Here is a 20,883-nt window from a genome sequence, read left to right on the forward strand (position 1 = left end):
TTTTTGTACTGTCAAAAGCATCTTTGAGAAAGGAAATGGCCCATTTCTGTTCGTTAATGGTCTATGCAAAGGAAAAAATACGATGAATAAATTCGTCGGATAGTTTTTAAACTTGCAAATAAAAGTAAATTTCTCTTAGTTTGTATTTGATCTAAGGCTTAACGAAGAAATCCATGGAAGATTCCAACACTGTATATCCAGAAATTCTCAAACGAAATAGTTTAAAAGTTACCCAACCCCGGTTGAAGGTACTTGAAATTATTTCGAGGAAAGAGTCTGCAATTTCGCAGCCGGAACTGGAAAAATTACTGGGCAAGGATATTGACCGTGTCACATTATACCGGGTATTGGCCAGCTTTGAAGAGAAAGGGATTATCCATAAAATCTTTGATCTACACGGTACAGCTACTTACGCCATGTGTTCGACAAACTGTTCAGAACATGATCATCATGACCAACACGTACATTTTATTTGCCGGGTATGCAATTCTGTGTACTGTCTGGAAGATATGATCTTACCAAAAGTATCGATCCCAGAAGGCTTCAGTCTCGAAGCGATAGCCGTAAATGCACTTGGTGTGTGCAATCATTGCAAAAAGTAAATCAGGCTGTACGAATCCAAAACTATTTTTCGGCTGAACTGTCTATACATTGGCTATCGGAAGATGCTCCGTTTAGCTCGTTATTGTCGTTTCAAATGCTGTTTTTTTCGTACATTGTAGTGGCATCGATCTTGATGTACGGCTCGCTCATGATCTATTGTATCGGCTGAATTTACAAATTCGCTATCACAGCCATTTCGCTGCAATAGGAAGACTGCCGCAAATCGATGCAAATGAATAATTAACAAATAATAATTGGATGAAAACAAGAAAAGAAAATCCATATAAAGAGGTCTTAACACAACTGATTATCGATATCTTCGAAAAATCGGGTAATAAGCCGCTCAACTATAAACAAGTTTCGTCAAAATTGAATCTTACCGATAACGACTCAAAAGTCGCTATAGCCGATATTTTACATGATAATGTAAGAAATGGGCTTTTTATTGAGGTCGAGCGCGGCAAATTTAATCTGAAACAACTTAAAGTTTATGTCACAGGAAAAGTAGATATGACTGCAGACGGTTCTGCCTATGTAATTCCTGATGACGAATTTGAAAATGACATCTATATCGCTCCACGGAAACTTAGACAGGCACTCCATGGCGATATTGTGAAGGTCCATACCTTCGAAAAAAGAAAAGGTGGCCGTAAGAAAGAGGGTGAAGTCGTTGAAATCCTGCAAAGGGCCAAGACTGATTTCACGGGAACGATCAGCATCTCCAACAATTTTGCTTTTTTTATTGCGGATGACCGCAAGATGTTACACGACATTTTTATCCCTTTGGACAATCTGAATGGAGCCAAGGATAAGGAAAAAGTGGTCGTTTCGATTATCGACTGGCCAAGCGGGAGCAAAAATCCTGTCGGAACGGTAAAACATGTTTTGGGTACCAAGGGGGAAAATAACACCGAGATGAACGCTATTTTGGCCGACTATGGTTTCCCATTGGAGTTCCCTAAAAAAGTTGAAGCTGAAGCCAATCAGATTTCGGAAAAAATAAGCGCGGAAGAAATTGCAAAGCGGCGTGATTTTAGAAACGTTACGACCTTTACCATTGACCCAGCGGATGCAAAAGATTTCGATGACGCCATCTCCTTTCAAAAATTAGAGAATGGCAATTATGAAATCGGTGTTCATATTGCGGATGTTTCGCATTTTGTCATACCCGACACAGAATTGGACAAAGAAGCATTCAACCGCGGCACATCCGTCTATCTGGTTGACCGCGTTATTCCGATGCTTCCGGAGCGTCTTTCCAATGGTGTCTGTTCGCTACGTCCGCATGAAGATAAACTTTGTTTTTCGGCTGTTTTTGAATTGGACGAAAAAGCCAATGTGCATGATCAATGGTTCGGCCGTACGATTATCCATTCGGACCGACGTTTCAGTTATGAAGAAGCACAGGAGGTGATCGAAACGAAATCGGGTGATTTCAGTGAAGAGATCCTGAAATTAAATGAACTGGCTTATATTCTGCGGGAGCGTAAGTTCAAAAATGGTGCAATAGCCTTTGAAAGTGAAGAGGTAAAATTCACCTTGGATGAAAATGGCAAACCTACAGGGGTATATACCAAAGTCCGTAAAGATGCGCACAAGCTGATTGAAGATTTTATGTTATTGGCGAATCGTAAGGTTGCCGAGTTTATTGGCAAACAAGGCCGTGGAAAAAACAAGCTTACTTTTGTATACCGGTTCCACGATGTACCTAATCCGGAGACGCTGACAACTTTCTCTCAATTTGCAGCGCGGTTTGGTCATAAATTGACCATCAAAACGGATAAGGAAACAGCGAAATCTTTAAATGCGCTGATGACGAAGATAGAAGGTAGCAAAGAGCAAAATATGCTGACTTCACTTGCGGTACGTTCGATGGCCAAAGCGATCTATACGACAAAGAAGACAAGTCACTATGGACTTGCATTTGATTATTACACCCATTTCACCTCTCCTATCCGTCGTTATCCCGATGTGATGGTACACCGTCTTTTACAATTCTATCTGGAGGGCGGTACCAAGATCAATGCAGAGCATTACGAAAAAATGGCCGAGCATTCTTCCCAAATGGAGAAAAAAGCCGCTGAGGCCGAACGTGCATCGATTAAGTACAAACAGGCCGAATACTTGCAGGATCAGATTGGTACGGAATATACGGGTATTGTCTCGGGTGTTACCGAATGGGGGATGTATGTGGAGATTGAGGAAAACAAATGTGAGGGTATGGTCAGGTTGCGGGATATCACCGATGACTTTTACGTACTTGACGAGAAGAACTATGCGATCATTGGCCAACGGAAGAAAAAGAAATTCCAGCTGGGTGATGAGGTTCAAATCCGCGTAAAGAAAGTGGATCTGGATAAAAGGCAGATTGATTTTACGTTGTTGAGTTAAGAATAAAAAAAGAGCGTTATTATTCAAAATTAACGCTCTTTTTCTTAAAAAATTGATTGTAAAAAACCTGAGTTTGTATTAAAAAAATAAAACAATTTAGTTTCTACAGACACATCTCGAAAATACTAACATACTAATATGTTAATGAGACTGATATAGGAGTTACTCCAGATTTAATTTCCTGAGATTTCTCAACAATTACTTTCCCTCCCTGCTCAACCTTGTATGTAAGTGTAAATGGTTGCTTAATTGTAAATGCAGAAATATTTACACTAGCAGTCAAATAATTAGCCGGTGATTCCAAAACAGCAGTTTTACCTCCTTGAAAATACTCTTTTTCAACTGAATATAACACTTGACCTGTTGTCCCTGCAGCTCCATTAACAGTCCACGTTTGTGGCTTAGCATCGCCTCCCGCAGACCCACAAGATACAGACACATCTCCACCGTCAACAGTGAAAGATGAAGAAGTTGTAACTGTAACCTTAAGAGCCCCTTTGTTCTCTGATGGTACAGTATTATCGTCGTCCTTTGAGCATCCAACAAAAGCGAAGGTTACCAAGGCCAGTACCACTGCATACATTAATTTCATTTTGATTTTCATAACTTGAATACATTAATTTGTTTCTACTAAATATTTACACGTGTTTATCAAACACTTTGCCAAACAGAACGCAAAAACATGCAGGAGGTGCAATATACCTGAAAACCAGTAGAAGAATATTTTCGAAAGAATACCATTATTTAAAGGGTACTGCACAGCGAAAGAACAACTTAGAGTGCTTACAAGAAGAAACCTATATTACATAGCTTTTTGCCGTTTTGCTACCCTATAATCGTCCATATTCGTGTACAACAAACCATCAGGAGTTGAATAGTTATTGTCGAAAAGGATATAGAATCTACCCATCGTTGCCTAAACGAGGATATTCAGCTTGCTTGCAGATAGTTTCCTGAATCAAAGCTACAAATGACTAAAAATACTAAACGGTTCGCTTAACACACTGCAATAGGAAAAAAGGGATAGTCAGGATCAGAGAATACGAAAGAAGCCAATTGATAATAAAGAAACGAGTAGCACCAATTCAAAAAATAATCTAAATTTTATACACTAACTATTTCATATTCAAAAGGGAATCAGTATCTTTGCGAACTTAAAATATTTAAGGTAAAAAAATTTATAAACAAAAACAGGTAAATGCCTACTATTCAACAATTAGTTAGAAAAGGTAGAGTAGCTCTGGTTGATAAGAGTAAGTCACCAGCGTTGGACTCATGTCCACAGCGAAGAGGTGTATGTACACGTGTATATACTACTACCCCTAAAAAACCAAACTCAGCAATGCGTAAAGTAGCTCGTGTACGTTTAACAAACGGTAAAGAGGTCAACGCTTACATCCCTGGAGAAGGTCACAACTTACAAGAGCACTCGATCGTATTGATCCGTGGTGGTCGTGTTAAGGATTTACCAGGTGTACGTTACCACATCATCCGCGGTGCATTAGATACTTCAGGTGTAGCAGGTCGTAACCAACGTCGTTCTAAATATGGAACTAAGCGTCCTAAACCAGGACAAGCAGCTGCAGCTCCAGCAAAAGGTAAAAAGAAATAATTAAACGGAGGAAAGAAAAATGAGAAAATCAAAACCGAAAAAGAGAATCATTTTACCTGATCCAAAGTTTAATGACGTTCAGGTAACACGTTTCGTAAACAATATGATGGTAGATGGTAAAAAATCTATCGCTTATTCTATTTTTTACGACGCAGTAGAATTAGTAGAACAAAAAACACAAGAAAGCGGTTTAGAAGCTTGGAAAAAAGCTTTGAACAACGTTATGCCTGCTGTTGAAGTTAAATCACGCCGTGTTGGTGGTGCTAACTTCCAAGTTCCTATGGAAGTTCGTCCAGATCGTAAAATCGCTTTGGGTATGAAATGGTTAATTTCATACGCTCGTAAACGTGGTGAAAAAACAATGTTCGAAAAATTAGCAGGAGAAATCATTTCAGCTTCTAAAGGTGAAGGTGCTGCTGTTAAGAAGAAAGAAGATACGCACAAAATGGCGGAAGCTAACAAAGCGTTCTCACACTTCAGATTCTAATTTTGAAGACATTCAAAAAAATATGATTACACCGACCTCCGATAAAAACAATCTTTTATCAAGGTCGGTGTACTTATTTAACATTACATTTAAACACATAAGACCATTAAGGTCCGCTGCTTAAAAATATTATGGCAAGAGATTTAAAATTCACTAGAAATATCGGTATCGCTGCCCACATCGATGCTGGTAAAACTACAACAACTGAGCGTATCCTTTACTACTCAGGTGTAAACCACAAAATTGGTGAAGTTCACGAAGGTGCTTCTACAATGGACTGGATGGAGCAAGAAGCTGAACGTGGTATCACAATTACTTCTGCTGCTACAACCGTTTTCTGGAACTACCGTAACAACAAATACCAAGTAAACGTAATCGATACTCCTGGACACGTGGATTTCACGGTTGAGGTAAACCGTTCGTTACGTGTACTAGACGGATTAGTTTTCTTATTCTCTGCGGTTGATGGTGTTGAGCCTCAATCTGAGACTAACTGGAGACTAGCTGATGGATATAAAGTACCTCGTATTGGTTTCGTTAATAAAATGGACCGTTCAGGTGCTGACTTCTTAAAAGTTGTTGGCCAAGTAAAATCAATGCTAGGTTCCGATGCAGTAGCTTTACAATTGCCTATCGGTGCTGAAGATACATTCAAAGGTGTAGTTGACTTGATCAACAACCGTGGTATCGTATGGAATGAGCATGATAAAGGAATGACCTTTACAGAAGTTCCAATTCCAGAAGATATGTTGGATGAAGTTGCTGAATACCGTGAGAAATTATTGGAAGCAGTAGCTGGTTATGATGAGACTTTGATGGAGAAATTCTTCGAAGATCCAAATTCATTGACTGAGCGTGAAATCTTAGATGCTTTACGTAAAGCGGTATTAGATAATGCAATTGTTCCTATGGTATGTGGTTCATCTTTCAAAAACAAAGGTGTTCAAACCATGTTGGATCTAGTAATGGAATTATTGCCTTCACCTCTTGATATCGATGCTGTAAAAGGTACTAACCCTGATACAGGTGAAGAAATTTTACGTAAACCATCTGTAAACGAGCCTTTCGCAGCTTTAGGTTTTAAAATTGCGACTGACCCATTTGTAGGTCGTCTATGTTTTATCCGTGCTTACTCGGGTAAGTTAGATGCTGGTTCTTATGTATTGAACACTCGTTCAGGAAACAAAGAGCGTATCTCTCGTATCTTCCAAATGCACGCGAACAAACAAAACCCTATCCCTTTCATCGAGGCTGGTGATATCGGTGCTGTTGTAGGTTTCAAAGACATCAAAACTGGTGATACACTTTGTGACGAAAAAGCACCTATCATTCTTGAGTCTATGACTTTCCCTGAGCCAGTAATTGGTTTGGCGATTGAGCCTAAAACTCAAGCTGACGTTGATAGATTAGGTATTGGTCTTGGTAAATTGGCTGAAGAGGATCCTACATTCGTTGTAAAAACTGACGAAGAAACTGGTCAAACAGTTATCTCTGGTATGGGTGAGCTTCACTTAGAGATCTTGATCGACCGTTTGAAACGTGAATTTAAAGTAGAGGTTAACCAAGGTGCTCCTCAAGTATCATACAAAGAGTCTATCAACGGTACTACTGAGCACCGTGAGGTATTCAAAAAACAATCAGGTGGTCGTGGTAAATTCGCGGATATCAAAGTTGTTATTTCTCCAGCGGATGAAGATTTCGATTTATCAAAATCACCACTTCAATTCGTTAATGAAATTGTTGGTGGTAAAATTCCTAAAGAGTTTATCCCTTCAGTTCAAAAAGGATTTGAAACTTCAATGAAAAATGGTGTATTAGCAGGATTCCCATTATCAGGAATGAAAGTTCGTTTGATTGATGGTTCATTCCACGCTGTCGATTCAGATTCATTGTCTTTCGAATTAGCTGCTCGTCAAGCATACCGTGAAGGATTACCTAAATGTTCTCCAGTGTTAATGGAACCAATTATGAAAATAGAGGTTTTAACACCAGAAGAAAACATGGGTGATGTAATGGGTGACTTAAACCGTCGTCGTGGTCAAATGCAAGGTTTGGATTCACGTAACGGTGTACAGGTAATCAAAGCATTGGTTCCACTTTCTGAAATGTTCGGTTACGTAACGCAATTACGTACAATCACTTCAGGTCGTGCAACATCGACAATGGAATTTGATCACTTTGAAGAAGCCCCTCGTAACGTTGCTGAAGAGGTGATTGCAAAATCAAAAGGTAAAATCAAAGGTTCTGTAGAATAATATAGAACTCAAAAATAAACCGACCGCTGGTTGTTAATAGCTCTAATCAGCGGTCATTTTTAAATAATATCATATACTATGAGCCAAAGAATCAGAATTAAATTGAAATCTTACGATTACAATTTGGTTGACAAATCAGCTGAAAAAATCGTAAAAACAGTAAAACCTACAGGTGCAGTTGTTAGTGGTCCTATTCCATTGCCTACTGAGAAAAAAATCTATACGGTATTACGTTCACCACACGTTAACAAAAAAGCACGTGAGCAATTCCAATTGTGTGCTTACAAAAGATTGTTGGATATCTATTCATCAAACGCTAAAACTGTTGACGCATTGATGAAACTTGAATTGCCTTCAGGTGTTGAAGTAGAAATCAAAGTGTGATAGATTTCAGTCACTGAAAAAAGAAGGGCCTTTCGTAAGAAAAGCCCTTTTTTTGTGAATGTGTCTGATATTATTAGCTAGAAAGAAACCTTCAGTCGGCTTCCATTGCTGTTGCTGTCTGCCGAATCATGAAGGTTTTGTTTGCGCAAATATTCCTCATGAAACTAATAAATCCAAAACATGAGGATGAAAGACATTTTTCGAGCAACTAAAATTATAGCTGATAACCAAGTCCGATTGAAAATACACGATTATAGGTATCAATCTTATCATCTAGCTTGATATTTAAAAGCCCTAACGCATATCCGCCATGCACCGAAAAGCCATTTGTTAATTTAAATCCCGCTAAAAAATTTAATCCAGCATCATATTTTTTCATCTCATTGCTATTTTTTCTAGTCCCAAACTGAATTTCTTCTACAGTCCTAGAAAATTTCTCTTTCCCAGAGATTGCAACGCTTGTATATGGTCCCCCAGCTAGAAAAAATTGACCAAAATTATTTTGAGGAAAATAATACATTAAGTTTAAAGGGACTTCAAGATATTGTACCTTACGCCAGCCATCCATCAAAATTTCACCATTTTGCGAACCTGTACTCATTTTGGACCCTGTCTGTTGAAGAGCCACACCAGGTTGCAAGGCAAAATTATTACGCAATGGAAGCTCTACGTATGCTTCTATATGCAATCTTGTGATGGCAGGATAGGCCGAGCTTCCATAGCTTGAATATCTCATTTCCTTTGCAAAATTGGCCGCCGTACGAAGGCCGAAAGATATTTGAGCCTGAAGCCCGGTTGTCATTCCCACAATGGCTAATGTGGTTAATAATATTCTCTTCATATAATTACTTTTATTCGTTATGTTTGAGATAGCGGGCAAAAGTAATAAAAAAACTATTCGGCTTCTTTATCAATTTCAGTCGAAGGGGGAAGTTCATGGTGCAAGGTCGCGTACATATCATTGTAAACGTCATCCTTACTATCTTCTTCCCCTAAAAGAAATCCCCAAGGTTTTAACTCCTTAATGCGGTCCATTATAATTTTGACAATCGCCAAAATAGGAATCGCCAAAAACATACCGGAAATACCCCATACCATTTCGCCAATAATAATGGAGAGCATAGCAAACAACGAATTAACTTTCACCTTAGAACCCACAATCTTAGGAACAATAAAATTACTGTCGATCATATGTATAATAATGAGGGCGATAATGACCAGGACGACATGAGTAAAAGAAGATGTCGCAAATGTCAGAATGGCAATGATGAGCATGGAAGAGAAAATACCAACATAAGGTAGCACATTGAATACCCCGGTGATTAATGCCAAAAGCAGACTATATTTTACCCCAATCAACGAAAGGACAATAAAGACCAAAAGGGAAACCAAGCTCATTTGGATCAGTAGTCCGATCAGATATTTTTTGACGACATACTGAACCTGTTGAACCACGTCCAGAACAATCGGTCGGTCCTCTACACGATTGACAAATAAAAGAAACTTGACAATATGTCCCCTATATATCAGTAAGAAGAATGTGTAAAGAAAGGTAAAGACAAACAGAATAAACATCGACGACAGGGAAACCAATGCAGTACCTAAAAATAAAGTTCCCGAATCAACGGATTTTGATGCTGTTTTATTAATAAAATCAATCTGATCTTTATGCTGGATTCCAAACTGTTGGCTCACCCAGGTCTGTAGATTACCCACGCCATCCATAATCTGTTGCTTAAAAGCCGGGAAATCTTCTTTAAGGAGTGTAAGCTGTGAGGCCAATAGAAAAAGTCCGTACCCCAAAACACCGAAAAATAAAATAACGCTCAATATGCCGGCCAGTGTCCTTGGAAAATGTAGCTTCCGTTCCATAAAATTACTTAGCGGAATCAGCAGCAGCGAAAACAACAAGCCCAAAATCATGGGAATAAGTATGGTATCTCCGATCTTTGCCAAATATCCCAATAAAAGTATACTGATCAATACACAGGCAAGTTTGACATAAAAGGGTAAAGGAAGAAATCTTTTCATGCAGCAATCTTTTGAATAAAAATAACAATTTCGGTTGACTAAAGTTTAATCCAATAAAAAAGTCCCCACAAATGCAGGGACTCTTTCCTCATAATAAGTTTAAGTACTTATATTTCTTATAGTCCGAAACCGATACCAACAGACCAAATACGATTTTTAGCCATATCACCTGACCCTGGAGCTAAGTTGGTTAAACCTAAACCATAACCAGCATTGATCTGAAAACCATTAGTCAATTGGTAACCAGCTAAGAAATTGATACCAAAATCGGTACGTTTAAGATCATCATTTTCATTGCTACCAAAATTTAGATCACGTTCAATTTTCACATTTCCCTCGCCTAACTCTCCTTTACGTTTACCACTTAATCCGAATCCAACATAAGGTCCTGCACCAATAAAAAAGTTACCAGAATCTCCTGTAGGTAATTTAGCCACTAGGTTTACTGGAATATCAAGTGACATTACACTCTCTTTAATTTCAGAAGCTGAACCTGGTGTCCACTTTCCACCTTTATTTTGCAAAGACAATCCCGGCTGAATAGAAAAATAAGGCGAAACGGGAGCGTCCAAATAACCCGTTACAAAAAATCCTGTATTTGATTGTGTGCTTTCATTACTTAAAGAATATTTAGGAATATTTACACCCGCACGGAGACCATATCCCAATCCACCTTGTGCAAAAGCTCCTAACGAACCAAATAAAATTGCTGCAGATAATAATAGTTTTTTCATGTTTCCTAATTTAATTTACTTTCTTCTTTTATCACTTAATCTCATAATTTCCTGTATGAGATTTATTACATTTCCATTTGCAATATCTATTCCAAAATCCATAAGCCTTTAATTTACAAAGTAAAACATCACAAAAAAGTATCTTTTCACGATTTAGCATTGTCCTTTAAAAGATACAGTGATTGGCGTATTATTTCAATCTGATGGCGAGCTGCAAGGGGTTCGGTGTTTGATTTTACCGAGGAAAGTGCTTTGTCAAAAACGTCTTGGTTATCCCAAGCTGAAAACCCTCCGATATGTTGCTGCTGACTATCGCTCAAAGGATCACACAGCAAAATACAAGCTTGGTTTTCAGACGGATGCTTAAAAACATAAAAGTTTTATCATAAAGATTTTTTAATTCCAATTATAAGTTTTATTTTTGCAGACCTTCAAAAGGAAAAAAATAGGGTCGGATGGCCGAGTGGCTAGGCTGAGGTCTGCAAAACCTCCTACAGCGGTTCGAATCCGCTTCCGACCTCGTTTTATTTTAAACAATAAAAATATTATCAAAATGGGAGTTACACGTTTAAAAAGAAAAGATAGAAGAAATAAAACTGTTTCACGTGTTGAAGTTCAGTTTTTGAAATTAGGAACTAACGTAGAGTTAGGTTCTAGATCAAAAATGAAAGCTAGCAACCAAATCGTTAAAAACGATGCTATCTTAAATCAATTAGCTTCAGAAGCTAAATAGTAAGAAGAATTTAATAGCCTTTAAAGTACTACTTTAAAGGCTTTTTAATAGGTCCACCATTTGGTGGACTTTTTCTTTTGAGCTCATCCACTGTGCCTCATCCATTCCATTGACCTGACTCTGGTTAAACCTCATCTTCGACACATGCAATTCTTTCGCTGAGCTATGTATTGCAACTGCACCAGTTTGCGCTAAAATATGAACTATATTAGCTGCATCTACACCTGCACCAGGCATAATCACAATACGGCCATTTGCTTGTTGAACTAACTGTTTGAGTAGTGGAGCTCCAGCTAAAGCAGAATTTTGCAGACCAGATGTCAAAATACGATCTATCCCCAGTTCGATGACATCTTCTAATGCCTGAAAAGGATCTTCCACGCGATCAAAAGCACGATGAAAGGTAACATGCATGGGACGCGCAGCTTCCACCAATCGCAAAGTATTCACTTTATCCACCGTACCATCTGCGTTCAGCATACCTATTACAACACCATCTATCCCCAATTCCTTGCACAACTGAATATCTGCTATCATTTCTAAGATCTCGGTCTCTGTATAAAGAAAATCACCTCCACGCGGTCTGATAAGCACATGAATACCAATATTCACCAGTTCCCGCACTAACTGCAACTGACCAAACGAAGGTGTAGTCCCTCCATTTTCCAAATTTTGACAAAACTCTACCCGGGTCGCACCTCCTTGTTCGGCTTCAATTGCTGATGCTACGGAATTTGAACAGATTTCTAATTGGTAATTTCCAATTGCCTTTTCCTTCATTATATTATATCTTAAGCTATTTTTCGTTTACGCGAATAACGTAAAAAAAAAGGAAATAACCTACTCCCCTACTTATGGTCAAACTAGTATAAGCTTTAGAAAAGACTACAGTTAAAAAGATACTTTACCTTCATGGTAAATTTTGCTTCTAGACAAAGATCTACAACTTTAGCTTATAATGATGTACCTCTACTTTTTTCCACTTCCAATCTGGTCCTTTTGAGGTACTCATGCCACCTGACATCTCCCTTGAAGAAGGAGGGTCTAAGAAACGCTCCCGTTTAATATAAGTTGGCAATTGGAAGCCAGGCGATGTATTTAGCGTTTCAAAACATTCCCGCGCGAGTTTCATGATGTCATTCCGATTTTCTGCATTGCTTTCAATTCGACTTCCTATATAAGATGTCGGACCATACAATTGCTCATAAATAGCTGAATCTTCAAAAGGTTTGAATTTCAGACGCATCATTATTTGTACCAATAGAGCATACAGATCATTGTCCGTTGGCGCCAGAACCAACTTATCCAACACCTTTGGTATCAACTCCCACATCATCAATTCAACCGCTAAATCTTTGGTATTCTCACCAATGAAATCGAGTGTAGGCCACATCTGGTCCACATATCGTACAACAGAATCTCTACTTCCATGCAAAGCAACCAACTGTCTATTGCTCCAATATTCCAGCGGTATGTCCCCTCGATAATAGACTCCAAATATGTATTGACCTTTCAAGCGCCCCAAGGAACCACAATTTTGCATCTCAAACTCAGGTGCAAGCATACAGTAACTAAACATATCACGCGTATTTAGCGTTTTAAATGTTTGTACCGAAAGAGGATTCCATAAAGCAGGATAACGTTCCCTATCCAAACTATCTTCTCCTGATACCAATCTATACACGTAATAGTCTTTCAGTAATATTCGCAAGATTGCTTCACGACCACCAAGGGGATAATTTCTAGACTTAATCTTCCCCATTCTTCCGAGATACCTGGGCAACTGATCGTTTATAAATTTTGTAGAATCTTTCAGCTTATATTGGCCATGACACATGGGTAAGCTGCATACCAATAGCAATGCTAAAAAAAGGACATAGTACCTCCTCTTCTTAAAGAAATCAACAAAACTAGATGCTAACATAGTTAATACATTTTCAGTGCATTGGCTGCAATACAGCATATTAAATATACTTAAAATTAAATAGTATTAAATAAATTAGGTTTCAAAAAAAATCTACGATTTGAAAACGGGACCAAAAACCAAAAAAACTCAGTTCCGTTTTAAGCTCAGTCTCTTCTTTTATATACAAAAATCATAACCGAATTTTAGACATGTAAAACATTCGGCTGAACTATTTGTATATACCTTACATGCTTTTATTTAAATAACTAAAAACCAAGCGCATACATTTTTAAGTAAAATATCATGGCAATTATATCAAAAAACATGGAGACCCAAGAAAAGATCATCAGTACTTTTGAAGAGCTCCAAAAAGCTATATATGACCTGAAACATCAAATTGTTGAATTTGAATTGCTTTTTAATCAGGCTTGCAACAGACATATTGACTCCAATTTCCAAAAGGAATGGTTGCTGGACCGAATATCTTCACGTCATGATATGATTACACTTCGACATGATGCCATGCTGCTTATTCGAGACACTGTCTCTGCGTTCCGGGATTTCGACGGTTATTTTCTAGATCTCAAACAGCTACTCCAATCGATCGAGTTACTTATGCTCAACCATGCCGATGAGGAAGAGTATGAAATTGCAGCTATTATCAAAAAATGGTATGAAAAATTTGCCCAAGCGATTGATTTCGTTGGTGACTTAACCTATTAAGTCGCTGTTTTATTATACTTTTGCAGCATTGTAAAATATTGAGAAATGCACAAACCACCAGCTATCGTAGACTTACACACCGATACTTTCCTTGAAGATTGGGAAGATTATTCGCCAGAGGAGCTCTTACAAGAATCCATTGATTTTATGCGATCTAATCTAGATGCAGCTATTTATTGGGAAATGAACGAAATAAAGTTTATTCATGGCAAGGGAAAAGGAATGTTAAAAAAAATGGTTTTTGAAGAGTTGCAAGAGTACAAAGCTCACGGCTCCATTGAACGCTATTACACCTCCTACCAGAATGAAGATATTGTAGTCGTTGTCATAGGGATTTAAAAAGGCTACCTTTTCAGATAGCCTTTGTATCATGTTATGCTATTTAATAGCTGGAGTAATAATCACTTTTCGGAATTCCACGGGACCATGATCCCCTTGGAAATAAATTGGTCCCGGCTCTGCCTCTTTACTATCCAAAGCACCGCCCGTTATACCAGGGATTTCTTGGTTACTGATAACAGTCTTTCCGTTTGCCACAACCGTCACTAGACGTCCTACCAATGTAATATCATAGGTTTGCCATTCTCCGGCTCCTTTATTGACCATTTCATTTGCAGCTAAGAAGCCGTATACCCCTGCGAAAAGCACAGCATTAGGATGTGCATCCTTGGGGCTATCTTCTATCTGAACCTCATAACGGCCCCTTAAGTAGACACCACTATTACTTCCTGCTGGAATTTTAAATTCAACATGTAATTTAAAATCTTCAAATTTTTGCTCAGAGACCAAATTAGAACCAGATTGCGGGCTAGTCAAAATTCCGTTTTTCACCACCCACTGATTCGTTTTACCGGTAGCTTTCCATCCTGACAGATCCTTGCCGTTGAACAGCTGAATGGGCTTACCCCATTTTACTGCAGCTGTTCGCTTCAGCTCCGGAGCACGAACACCTTTAAAGCGATATGTTTTCCCATCAGGCTCTGTTATTGTCCCTTGCAATACACCGTTTACAATCTCTCCTTCAACACTTAGATTCATCTTTCCGCCTTCCCATTGAGGTGGGATGGCAAATCTAAACTTTCCTTTCTCATAAAACACCTGCGAAACTGGCCGAGCACTTCCGGAAGTACTCACATAATGACCGACTAAAGTTCTATAGCCCGACAATTTTACCTCCAACCAGGATGGTGCAGGGGTACCATTAATATCAACTTCGATGTCCCATCGACCAATCAGCTCTTTGCCTTCTACGTCTTGTTGATAATGACTGGATTCTCCGATTGAATGTTTAGCAAAGGTTACTTGCGGTAATGCACAAGAGGCCAAAATTCCTAAAAGAAATGCCGCTTTTCTGTTCATATTATTTATGTTTATATTCTAATTGACAATAAATTTCAAGCAATTTAACTGTTTAACAGCGGGTTTACAAGGATATAATGTTAAAAAATGCGAAGAATGCACCCGGCCGTAAGTTCGCCTTAATGCCCTGAAACAAAAAAAGCCCTAACTTTCGTTAGAGCTTTTCTCGTCGGGGTGGCAGGATTCGAACCTACGACCTCCACATCCCAAATGTGGCGCGATACCGGGCTACGCTACACCCCGAAAAGGTATCACCTTTGTTTTGTGTGGCACAAAAGTAAATTAAAAATATGTTTTTTTCAAAAATATTCTCTACATAACACCTAACAAGCTGACTTATTGTAAAATAATTTACAAAACATTTAAAACACATATCGATTTCGATCCAAAATAATTTTAAAAACCAGCATGACTGCCCTGAATAGCGAAGTTAACGCTTAGCTAGCTGAAATAGTGGGATTGGCAGGCCCTGACTGAGTCTCCTCCGGATCAAACTCAATAATATCCTAAGGCTGTAGGTTCGCCTTCTTGCCCCAAAACGAAAAAAGCCCTAACTTTCGTTAGAGCTTTTCTAGTCGGGGTGGCAGGATTCGAACCTACGACCTCCACATCCCAAATGTGGCGCGATACCGGGCTACGCTACACCCCGAAAAGGTATCACCTTTGTTTTGTGTGGCACAAATATACGCTTCTTACAAATTATTTGCAAATGAAAAACATAAAATAAAACTAACAAGTTGTTATATTGCGACATACTCTTTGCCCTGACGATACATAGCTCCCCTTTATACATCAAATCTAATGCTATTTCGAATATTTGTCACTTCGATCAAGCGCTCACCTGTCAATTAAAATCTTTTTGACCTCCCAACTGTAGCCTGTTCGAATATGAACATGAAGTGTTCGAATCCAAACACTTTAACCACAAAAAGAAAGAATACAATCTATTGACTAAAAACACTTTAGCCCTTTGGCCGCTTTTTTGAAATTGACTCATTGCACATTTTTTCAAAAATAGAAATCAACCTATCCTTCAACGGGATTGATTACCATAAGTTCAGAATGAACACTTATAACAAAAAGTATGATAAAGACCTATTTCCAAATCGCCTGGAGAAACCTTATTAAGAACAAGGTTTTTTCCTTTATCAATATCCTTGGCTTAACAATAGGCATCACCGTCTGCGCAATGATATTCCTGTTTATCGCCAATCAGTTTAGCTTTGACAAGTTTCACAGCCAAGGTGACCGGATCTATCGGGTCATGCGTGGCTTTGACAACACCAAAGACCGCGCTCCTTATTTATCTGCACCCTATGCCACCGCCTTAATAACCGATTATCCGGATGATATCAAAAAAGCTGTACGGGTAATGCCTGCCAATGGGTTATTCTCTTTTGGCAATATCGCATTCAATGAAAAGAAACTCTTTATTGCAGATGACGATTTCTTTGAACTATTTAGTTTTCCGCTCATCAAGGGAAATCCAATGACTGTTTTAAAAAATCCAACAAGTGTTGTATTAACGGAAAAAACTGCGAAAAAATATTTTGGAGATGAGAATCCCATCGGTAAAATACTACAGCTTGATAAAACGAAACAATTAACCGTTACCGGGATTGCAAAAGATCTTCCGGTCAATTCGCATCTGGAATTTGATCTTATCATTCCATTATCCAATTATATCAATACCGAACCGTTCAAAGCTTGGCAAAACAACAATTTATTCACTTACATCCTACTTGACGAACATAAAGATGTTAGGCAACTGGAAAAGCAATTTCCCGATTTCATGAATAGGCATATGAAAGCAGTTTCTACCAATATGGGTATCCATTTTGATCTTGCCCTTACACCGCTAAAAGATGTCTATCTTGAATCCCACAGCGCATTTGACAGCGCAAAACATGGTGACAAGAAAGTTATTTACATTTTTCTCTCCATCGCCATCCTTATATTGATTATCGCCTGCATCAATTTCATGAATCTCTCGACAATACGTGCAGTTGACCGATCAAAAGAAGTTGGTTTAAGAAAGGTACTTGGAGCACAACGTCTTCAATTAATGGGGCAGTTTATCGGAGAATCCATTTTATTAACCACCATATCCTGCATACTCGCCATATGTCTACTGCAACTACTCATGCCTGTATATAATCAACTATTGGGATACACCCTAACGGTCCCATGGAATTCATGGCCAATCTATATTTTTTTGATTGCAATTATTGTCATAGTAGGGCTATTAGCCGGAAGTTACCCTGCCTTATACCTTTCAACCTTCTCCCCTATACAGGCATTAAAAGGTAAATTGCGCTTGGGCAAGGGCGGCACACTGTTCCGACATACGCTGGTTGTGTTCCAATTCAGCATATCCATTTTACTTATCATCGGTACACTGATTATCTCCAAGCAGATGAAATATGTGAAAGAACTAGGACTCGGCTACGACAACCAACAGACTGTGGTTATTCCAATAGACAATGAAGAACTGTACAACAACCTTCGTACATTCAAAAACGAATTATCTGTGAGCAGTGATATTGCATCGGTCTCCTTTATGTCGGGTGAACCAGGAGGCTTCTTCGATAGCCATACGTTTGAAGTGGAGAGTAAAAATGGGGAGAAGTGGAGATCAAGGACGGAATTCACCGATTTCGACTATGTAAGCACGCTGAACCTCAAAATAATTGCAGGCCGAAACTTTTCAGCGCAATACCCCACCGACTCCACTAGCGCTGTATTAGTTAACCGTACTGCAACATCGATGCTCGGATTTACCCCCGAACAGGCCATTGGAAAATGGATAAAAAATACGATCCGCGATCAATCCCCCAGAAAAATCATTGGTGTAATAGATGATTTTAACTTCCTATCTCTAAAAGAAAACATGGATGCATTAGTTATTGCTCCTTCTGATGATCTAAGGGTAACCCTCATTCGCTTAAACACAAAAGATTTCCCTGCAGCGCTAAAAACTATTAAAACTGCATTTGGGAAAGTAGCTCCTTTATACCCTTTTGAATACAGCTTTTTGGACCAGAAATTCGACACGCTATACAAAACCGATCTGAGGCAACAACGTATACTCAGTCTTTTTTCCGGATTGGCCATATTTATCGCTTGCCTGGGCCTATATGGTTTAGCCTCTTTTACGGCCGCCAAACGAAACAAAGAGATTGGAATCCGAAAAGTGCTGGGCGCTTCGGTATCGGGCGTTACTACTTTATTGTCCAGAGATTTTATAAAACCCGTATTAGTTGCCTTGATAATTGCCTCGCCGATTGCCTGGCTAGTCATGAACAAATGGTTGGAAGACTTTGCCTACCGCATCCAAATCCAATGGTGGATGTTTGTGCTCGCAGGACTGGTAACAATAGGTATCGCATTGATTACGGTAAGCTGGCAGGCCATTCGAGCAGCCGTAGCTAATCCTGTAAACAGCTTGCGGGACGAATAAAAGGAAGGAAACAAAAAAAGCTCTAACGTTCGTTAGAGCTTTTAAGTCGGGGTGGCAGGATTCGAACCTACGACCTCCACATCCCAAATGTGGCGCGATACCGGGCTACGCTACACCCCGAAAAGGTATCACCTTTGTTTTGTGTGGCACAAATATCGAATCATTTTTTGACTTTGTCAACACCCTGCAGAAAATTAATCACTAAATAGCTGATTGATTGCACAATATTTTTACACAAAGCACATATTCTATTGAATTTAGTAATTAAAAACCCTCTCCATATAGCCTACAAAGGAATATTCAAAATATCTTTAGATTATCCATTTCATTTTCATATCTTTGCATCCGATTTGAATATCAGTCAATAGTTTTTTAAAAAAGTATTTTTATATTCAGAAAATAAGTCGTAATATTGCATTCCGATTTTTACAGGATATAAATCGTTAATAATTACTCGAAATCATGGATTTAGTAAAATTTGTAGAAGAACAAGCGGTAGTAAAGAATGAAATTCCCGCTTTCAAAGCTGGAGATACCGTCAGCGTTCATTATAAAATTCGCGAAGGAAATAAAGAGCGTGTACAGGTGTACCAAGGTGTAGTAATTCAATTAAACAGCGAAGGTGCTAACGCTACTTTTACCGTTCGTAAAATCTCAAACGGTGTAGGTGTTGAACGTATTTTCCCTGTAAACTCACCAAACATTGAAAAAATTGAAGTAAACAGCTACGGTAAAGTTCGTCGCGCGAAATTATTCTATTTACGCGGCCTTACTGGTAAAGCTGCTCGTATTAAATCGAAAAGAATCTAATTACGACTATTACAGCATAAAAAAAGGCTTTGAATATATTCAAAGCCTTTTTTTATTGACTATATTGCCCTGGCTTCTCAAACGCAGACAGCACAACCAACTTCCTTCTGTAATAAATTTAGGACAATTAGATAATGTCCTTCAAAATTCCAACCCTCTTTTTGCCGCGCTAAAACATTTTACTTACTTTTAGCACCGTATCTGAAAGGTAGAATCGTAGATGATTACAATAGCGGAAAACAAACTGGTATTGTTTCATCCCAACTTGGCTACCGCTAAAAATCAAACTGTATCTTGATGAGAACTATAGCTTTTATCCTTACTTTTATCATCTATCCGACCTTTATTTTTGCACAACGAAATCTGAATGAATTTCTTCAGCTACAGTCGCGCCCTCAAACGTATTATGTACTTCCAGTAACAGATGCGATCACGATTGACGGAAAGGACAGTGAAGCTTCCTGGTCAAAAGCGATATGGACAGATTCTTTTAAGGATATTGAGGGATCAAATAAACCTGCCCCTACTTTTAAGACACAAGTCAAGATGCTTTGGGACAAAGAAAATCTTTACATTTTTGCTAAGCTTCAAGAACCTCATATCAAAGGATATTTAAGACAAAAAGATACAATCATCTATCATGACAATGATTTTGAGATCTTTCTCAAGCCAAATCTGTTATCTCCAGAATATATAGAGATTGAAATAAACGCATTAAATACCGTAATGGATCTTTTGATGACTAAACCTTATCGCTTTGGCGGCAGAGCTAATCTAAATTGGGACACAAAAGATATGGAAAGTGCAGTCTATCATGCTGGGTCCATCAACGATCCTCAAGACAAGGATGAATTTTGGACTGTGGAAATGAAAATACCTGTAAAAAGTCTAAAATACTTTGGCGAAGGAAATCAGATTAAAGCAAATGAAACCTGGAAGATAAACTTCTCACGTGTTCAGTGGCATTATGACAACACCGAAACAACCTACAGCAAGAGAAAAGACAACACGGGTAAGACGCTCGCTGAAGAGAACTGGGTATGGTCTCCAATCGGCCTCGTTAATATGCATTACCCTGAGCGATGGGGACATATAAAATTTGTTAACGACACAGACCATCAACCTATCGATGAGCAATTCCTCGCACTCGAAAAAGTTACCTGGAATATCTTTTACCTGCAACAGATCTATAGAAAGGATAAAAAACGCTATGCAACGTCAATTCAGGAGCTAAGCAAATTATATCCTGAAATTATAAATGAGCACAAAAATTATGAGATTGTATTTTCAAACAGTAATAATTTCTATCGCATTGAAATCAAGTCAAAAGCACAGCCTACATTAAAGACAACAATAGATAGCCAAGGTAATATCTATTTTTAATTTAATTAATCG

Annotated in this window: 19 protein-coding genes and 4 tRNA genes; 13 read left to right on the plus strand and 10 right to left on the minus strand. The window is 38.5% G+C overall.

All coding sequences use genetic code 11. The annotated features are described in order from the left end of the window. Positions 1-173: 173 nt before the first annotated feature. Both CBM24_RS23065 and rnr read left to right on the plus strand, forming a co-directional pair. Entirely contained in the window at positions 174-602 is a 429-nt protein-coding gene (locus tag CBM24_RS23065; RefSeq protein ID WP_075994111.1) for a Fur family transcriptional regulator, read from the plus strand. A gap of 259 nt (positions 603-861) precedes the next feature. Next, positions 862-2,994 (plus strand): ribonuclease R, encoded by a 2,133-nt coding sequence (gene rnr / locus CBM24_RS23070; protein ID WP_088162891.1) that lies wholly within the window; start codon positions 862-864, stop codon positions 2,992-2,994. 133 nt (positions 2,995-3,127) lie between these two features. Here rnr and CBM24_RS23075 read toward each other — a convergent pair whose 3' ends face one another. Then, positions 3,128-3,598 carry a hypothetical protein gene (locus CBM24_RS23075; protein ID WP_088162892.1) on the minus strand — a complete coding sequence of 157 codons (471 nt, stop codon included), beginning with the start codon at positions 3,596-3,598 and terminating at the stop codon, positions 3,128-3,130. 594 nt (positions 3,599-4,192) lie between these two features. On the opposite strand from CBM24_RS23075, the gene rpsL reads away from it, so the two are divergent. The 4 genes from rpsL to rpsJ all read left to right on the plus strand — a co-directional run bounded on the left by rpsL (position 4,193) and on the right by rpsJ (position 7,732). Next, positions 4,193-4,606 carry a 30S ribosomal protein S12 gene (rpsL, locus tag CBM24_RS23080; protein ID WP_002993550.1) on the plus strand — a complete coding sequence of 138 codons (414 nt, stop codon included), beginning with the start codon at positions 4,193-4,195 and terminating at the stop codon, positions 4,604-4,606. Positions 4,607-4,625: 19 nt separating this feature from the next. Further along, positions 4,626-5,093: a 30S ribosomal protein S7 gene (rpsG, locus tag CBM24_RS23085; RefSeq protein ID WP_046671863.1), complete on the plus strand. Its 468-nt coding sequence runs from the start codon at positions 4,626-4,628 to the stop codon at positions 5,091-5,093. A 131-nt stretch (positions 5,094-5,224) separates the two neighbouring features. Continuing rightward, entirely contained in the window at positions 5,225-7,348 is a 2,124-nt protein-coding gene (fusA, locus tag CBM24_RS23090; protein ID WP_088162893.1) for an elongation factor G, read from the plus strand. A 78-nt stretch (positions 7,349-7,426) separates the two neighbouring features. Beyond that, on the plus strand, positions 7,427-7,732 hold the full coding sequence (gene rpsJ / locus CBM24_RS23095) for a 30S ribosomal protein S10 (protein ID WP_028070501.1): 306 nt from the start codon (positions 7,427-7,429) through the stop codon (positions 7,730-7,732). A gap of 214 nt (positions 7,733-7,946) precedes the next feature. Here rpsJ and CBM24_RS23100 read toward each other — a convergent pair whose 3' ends face one another. The 3 genes from CBM24_RS23100 to CBM24_RS23110 all read right to left on the minus strand — a co-directional run bounded on the left by CBM24_RS23100 (position 7,947) and on the right by CBM24_RS23110 (position 10,497). After that, a complete protein-coding gene (locus tag CBM24_RS23100; protein WP_088162894.1) occupies positions 7,947-8,573 on the minus strand; it encodes a porin family protein in 627 nt (208 codons plus the stop codon). 53 nt (positions 8,574-8,626) lie between these two features. Continuing rightward, positions 8,627-9,763 carry an AI-2E family transporter gene (locus tag CBM24_RS23105; RefSeq protein WP_088162895.1) on the minus strand — a complete coding sequence of 379 codons (1,137 nt, stop codon included), beginning with the start codon at positions 9,761-9,763 and terminating at the stop codon, positions 8,627-8,629. A 116-nt stretch (positions 9,764-9,879) separates the two neighbouring features. Further along, positions 9,880-10,497 carry a porin family protein gene (locus CBM24_RS23110; protein ID WP_075994116.1) on the minus strand — a complete coding sequence of 206 codons (618 nt, stop codon included), beginning with the start codon at positions 10,495-10,497 and terminating at the stop codon, positions 9,880-9,882. A gap of 449 nt (positions 10,498-10,946) precedes the next feature. Between CBM24_RS23110 and CBM24_RS23120 the strand changes: the two genes are divergently transcribed. Continuing rightward, positions 10,947-11,017: transfer RNA gene (locus CBM24_RS23120), tRNA-Cys, on the plus strand. 33 nt (positions 11,018-11,050) lie between these two features. Further along, positions 11,051-11,230: a hypothetical protein gene (locus CBM24_RS23125; RefSeq protein ID WP_046671880.1), complete on the plus strand. Its 180-nt coding sequence runs from the start codon at positions 11,051-11,053 to the stop codon at positions 11,228-11,230. Positions 11,231-11,263: 33 nt separating this feature from the next. Here CBM24_RS23125 and CBM24_RS23130 read toward each other — a convergent pair whose 3' ends face one another. Together CBM24_RS23130 and CBM24_RS23135 are read right to left on the minus strand one after the other, a co-directional pair. Then, the gene (locus CBM24_RS23130; RefSeq protein ID WP_088162897.1) at positions 11,264-12,010 is read right to left on the minus strand and encodes a copper homeostasis protein CutC; all 747 of its coding nucleotides are present in this window, start codon (positions 12,008-12,010) and stop codon (positions 11,264-11,266) included. A 160-nt stretch (positions 12,011-12,170) separates the two neighbouring features. Continuing rightward, entirely contained in the window at positions 12,171-13,154 is a 984-nt protein-coding gene (locus CBM24_RS23135; protein ID WP_157698577.1) for a hypothetical protein, read from the minus strand. 285 nt (positions 13,155-13,439) lie between these two features. Between CBM24_RS23135 and CBM24_RS23140 the strand changes: the two genes are divergently transcribed. After that, positions 13,440-13,859 carry a hypothetical protein gene (locus tag CBM24_RS23140; protein WP_075994119.1) on the plus strand — a complete coding sequence of 140 codons (420 nt, stop codon included), beginning with the start codon at positions 13,440-13,442 and terminating at the stop codon, positions 13,857-13,859. Positions 13,860-13,904: 45 nt separating this feature from the next. Beyond that, entirely contained in the window at positions 13,905-14,198 is a 294-nt protein-coding gene (locus CBM24_RS23145) for a Smr/MutS family protein (RefSeq protein ID WP_088162899.1), read from the plus strand. Positions 14,199-14,237: 39 nt separating this feature from the next. Here the strand turns inward: CBM24_RS23145 and CBM24_RS23150 are convergent, their stop codons facing one another. The 3 genes from CBM24_RS23150 to CBM24_RS23160 form a co-directional block, all read right to left on the minus strand. Continuing rightward, positions 14,238-15,218 carry a DUF1080 domain-containing protein gene (locus CBM24_RS23150; protein WP_088162900.1) on the minus strand — a complete coding sequence of 327 codons (981 nt, stop codon included), beginning with the start codon at positions 15,216-15,218 and terminating at the stop codon, positions 14,238-14,240. Between the two features lie 169 nt (positions 15,219-15,387). After that, positions 15,388-15,461: transfer RNA gene (locus CBM24_RS23155), tRNA-Pro, on the minus strand. Between the two features lie 332 nt (positions 15,462-15,793). Then, a tRNA-Pro gene (locus CBM24_RS23160) sits at positions 15,794-15,867 on the minus strand. Between the two features lie 435 nt (positions 15,868-16,302). Between CBM24_RS23160 and CBM24_RS23165 the strand changes: the two genes are divergently transcribed. After that, a complete protein-coding gene (locus CBM24_RS23165) occupies positions 16,303-18,678 on the plus strand; it encodes an ABC transporter permease (RefSeq protein ID WP_088162901.1) in 2,376 nt (791 codons plus the stop codon). Between the two features lie 46 nt (positions 18,679-18,724). Here CBM24_RS23165 and CBM24_RS23170 read toward each other — a convergent pair. After that, a tRNA-Pro gene (locus CBM24_RS23170) sits at positions 18,725-18,798 on the minus strand. A 342-nt stretch (positions 18,799-19,140) separates the two neighbouring features. Between CBM24_RS23170 and rplS the strand changes: the two genes are divergently transcribed. Further along, entirely contained in the window at positions 19,141-19,488 is a 348-nt protein-coding gene (gene rplS / locus CBM24_RS23175) for a 50S ribosomal protein L19 (protein ID WP_075994123.1), read from the plus strand. Positions 19,489-19,785: 297 nt separating this feature from the next. Then, a complete protein-coding gene (locus CBM24_RS23180; protein ID WP_088162902.1) occupies positions 19,786-20,871 on the plus strand; it encodes a carbohydrate-binding family 9-like protein in 1,086 nt (361 codons plus the stop codon). Positions 20,872-20,883: the final 12 nt, after the last annotated feature.

Origin of the sequence: Sphingobacterium sp. G1-14 (assembly GCF_002196555.1) — a bacterium.
Taxonomy (GTDB): domain Bacteria; phylum Bacteroidota; class Bacteroidia; order Sphingobacteriales; family Sphingobacteriaceae; genus Sphingobacterium; species Sphingobacterium siyangense.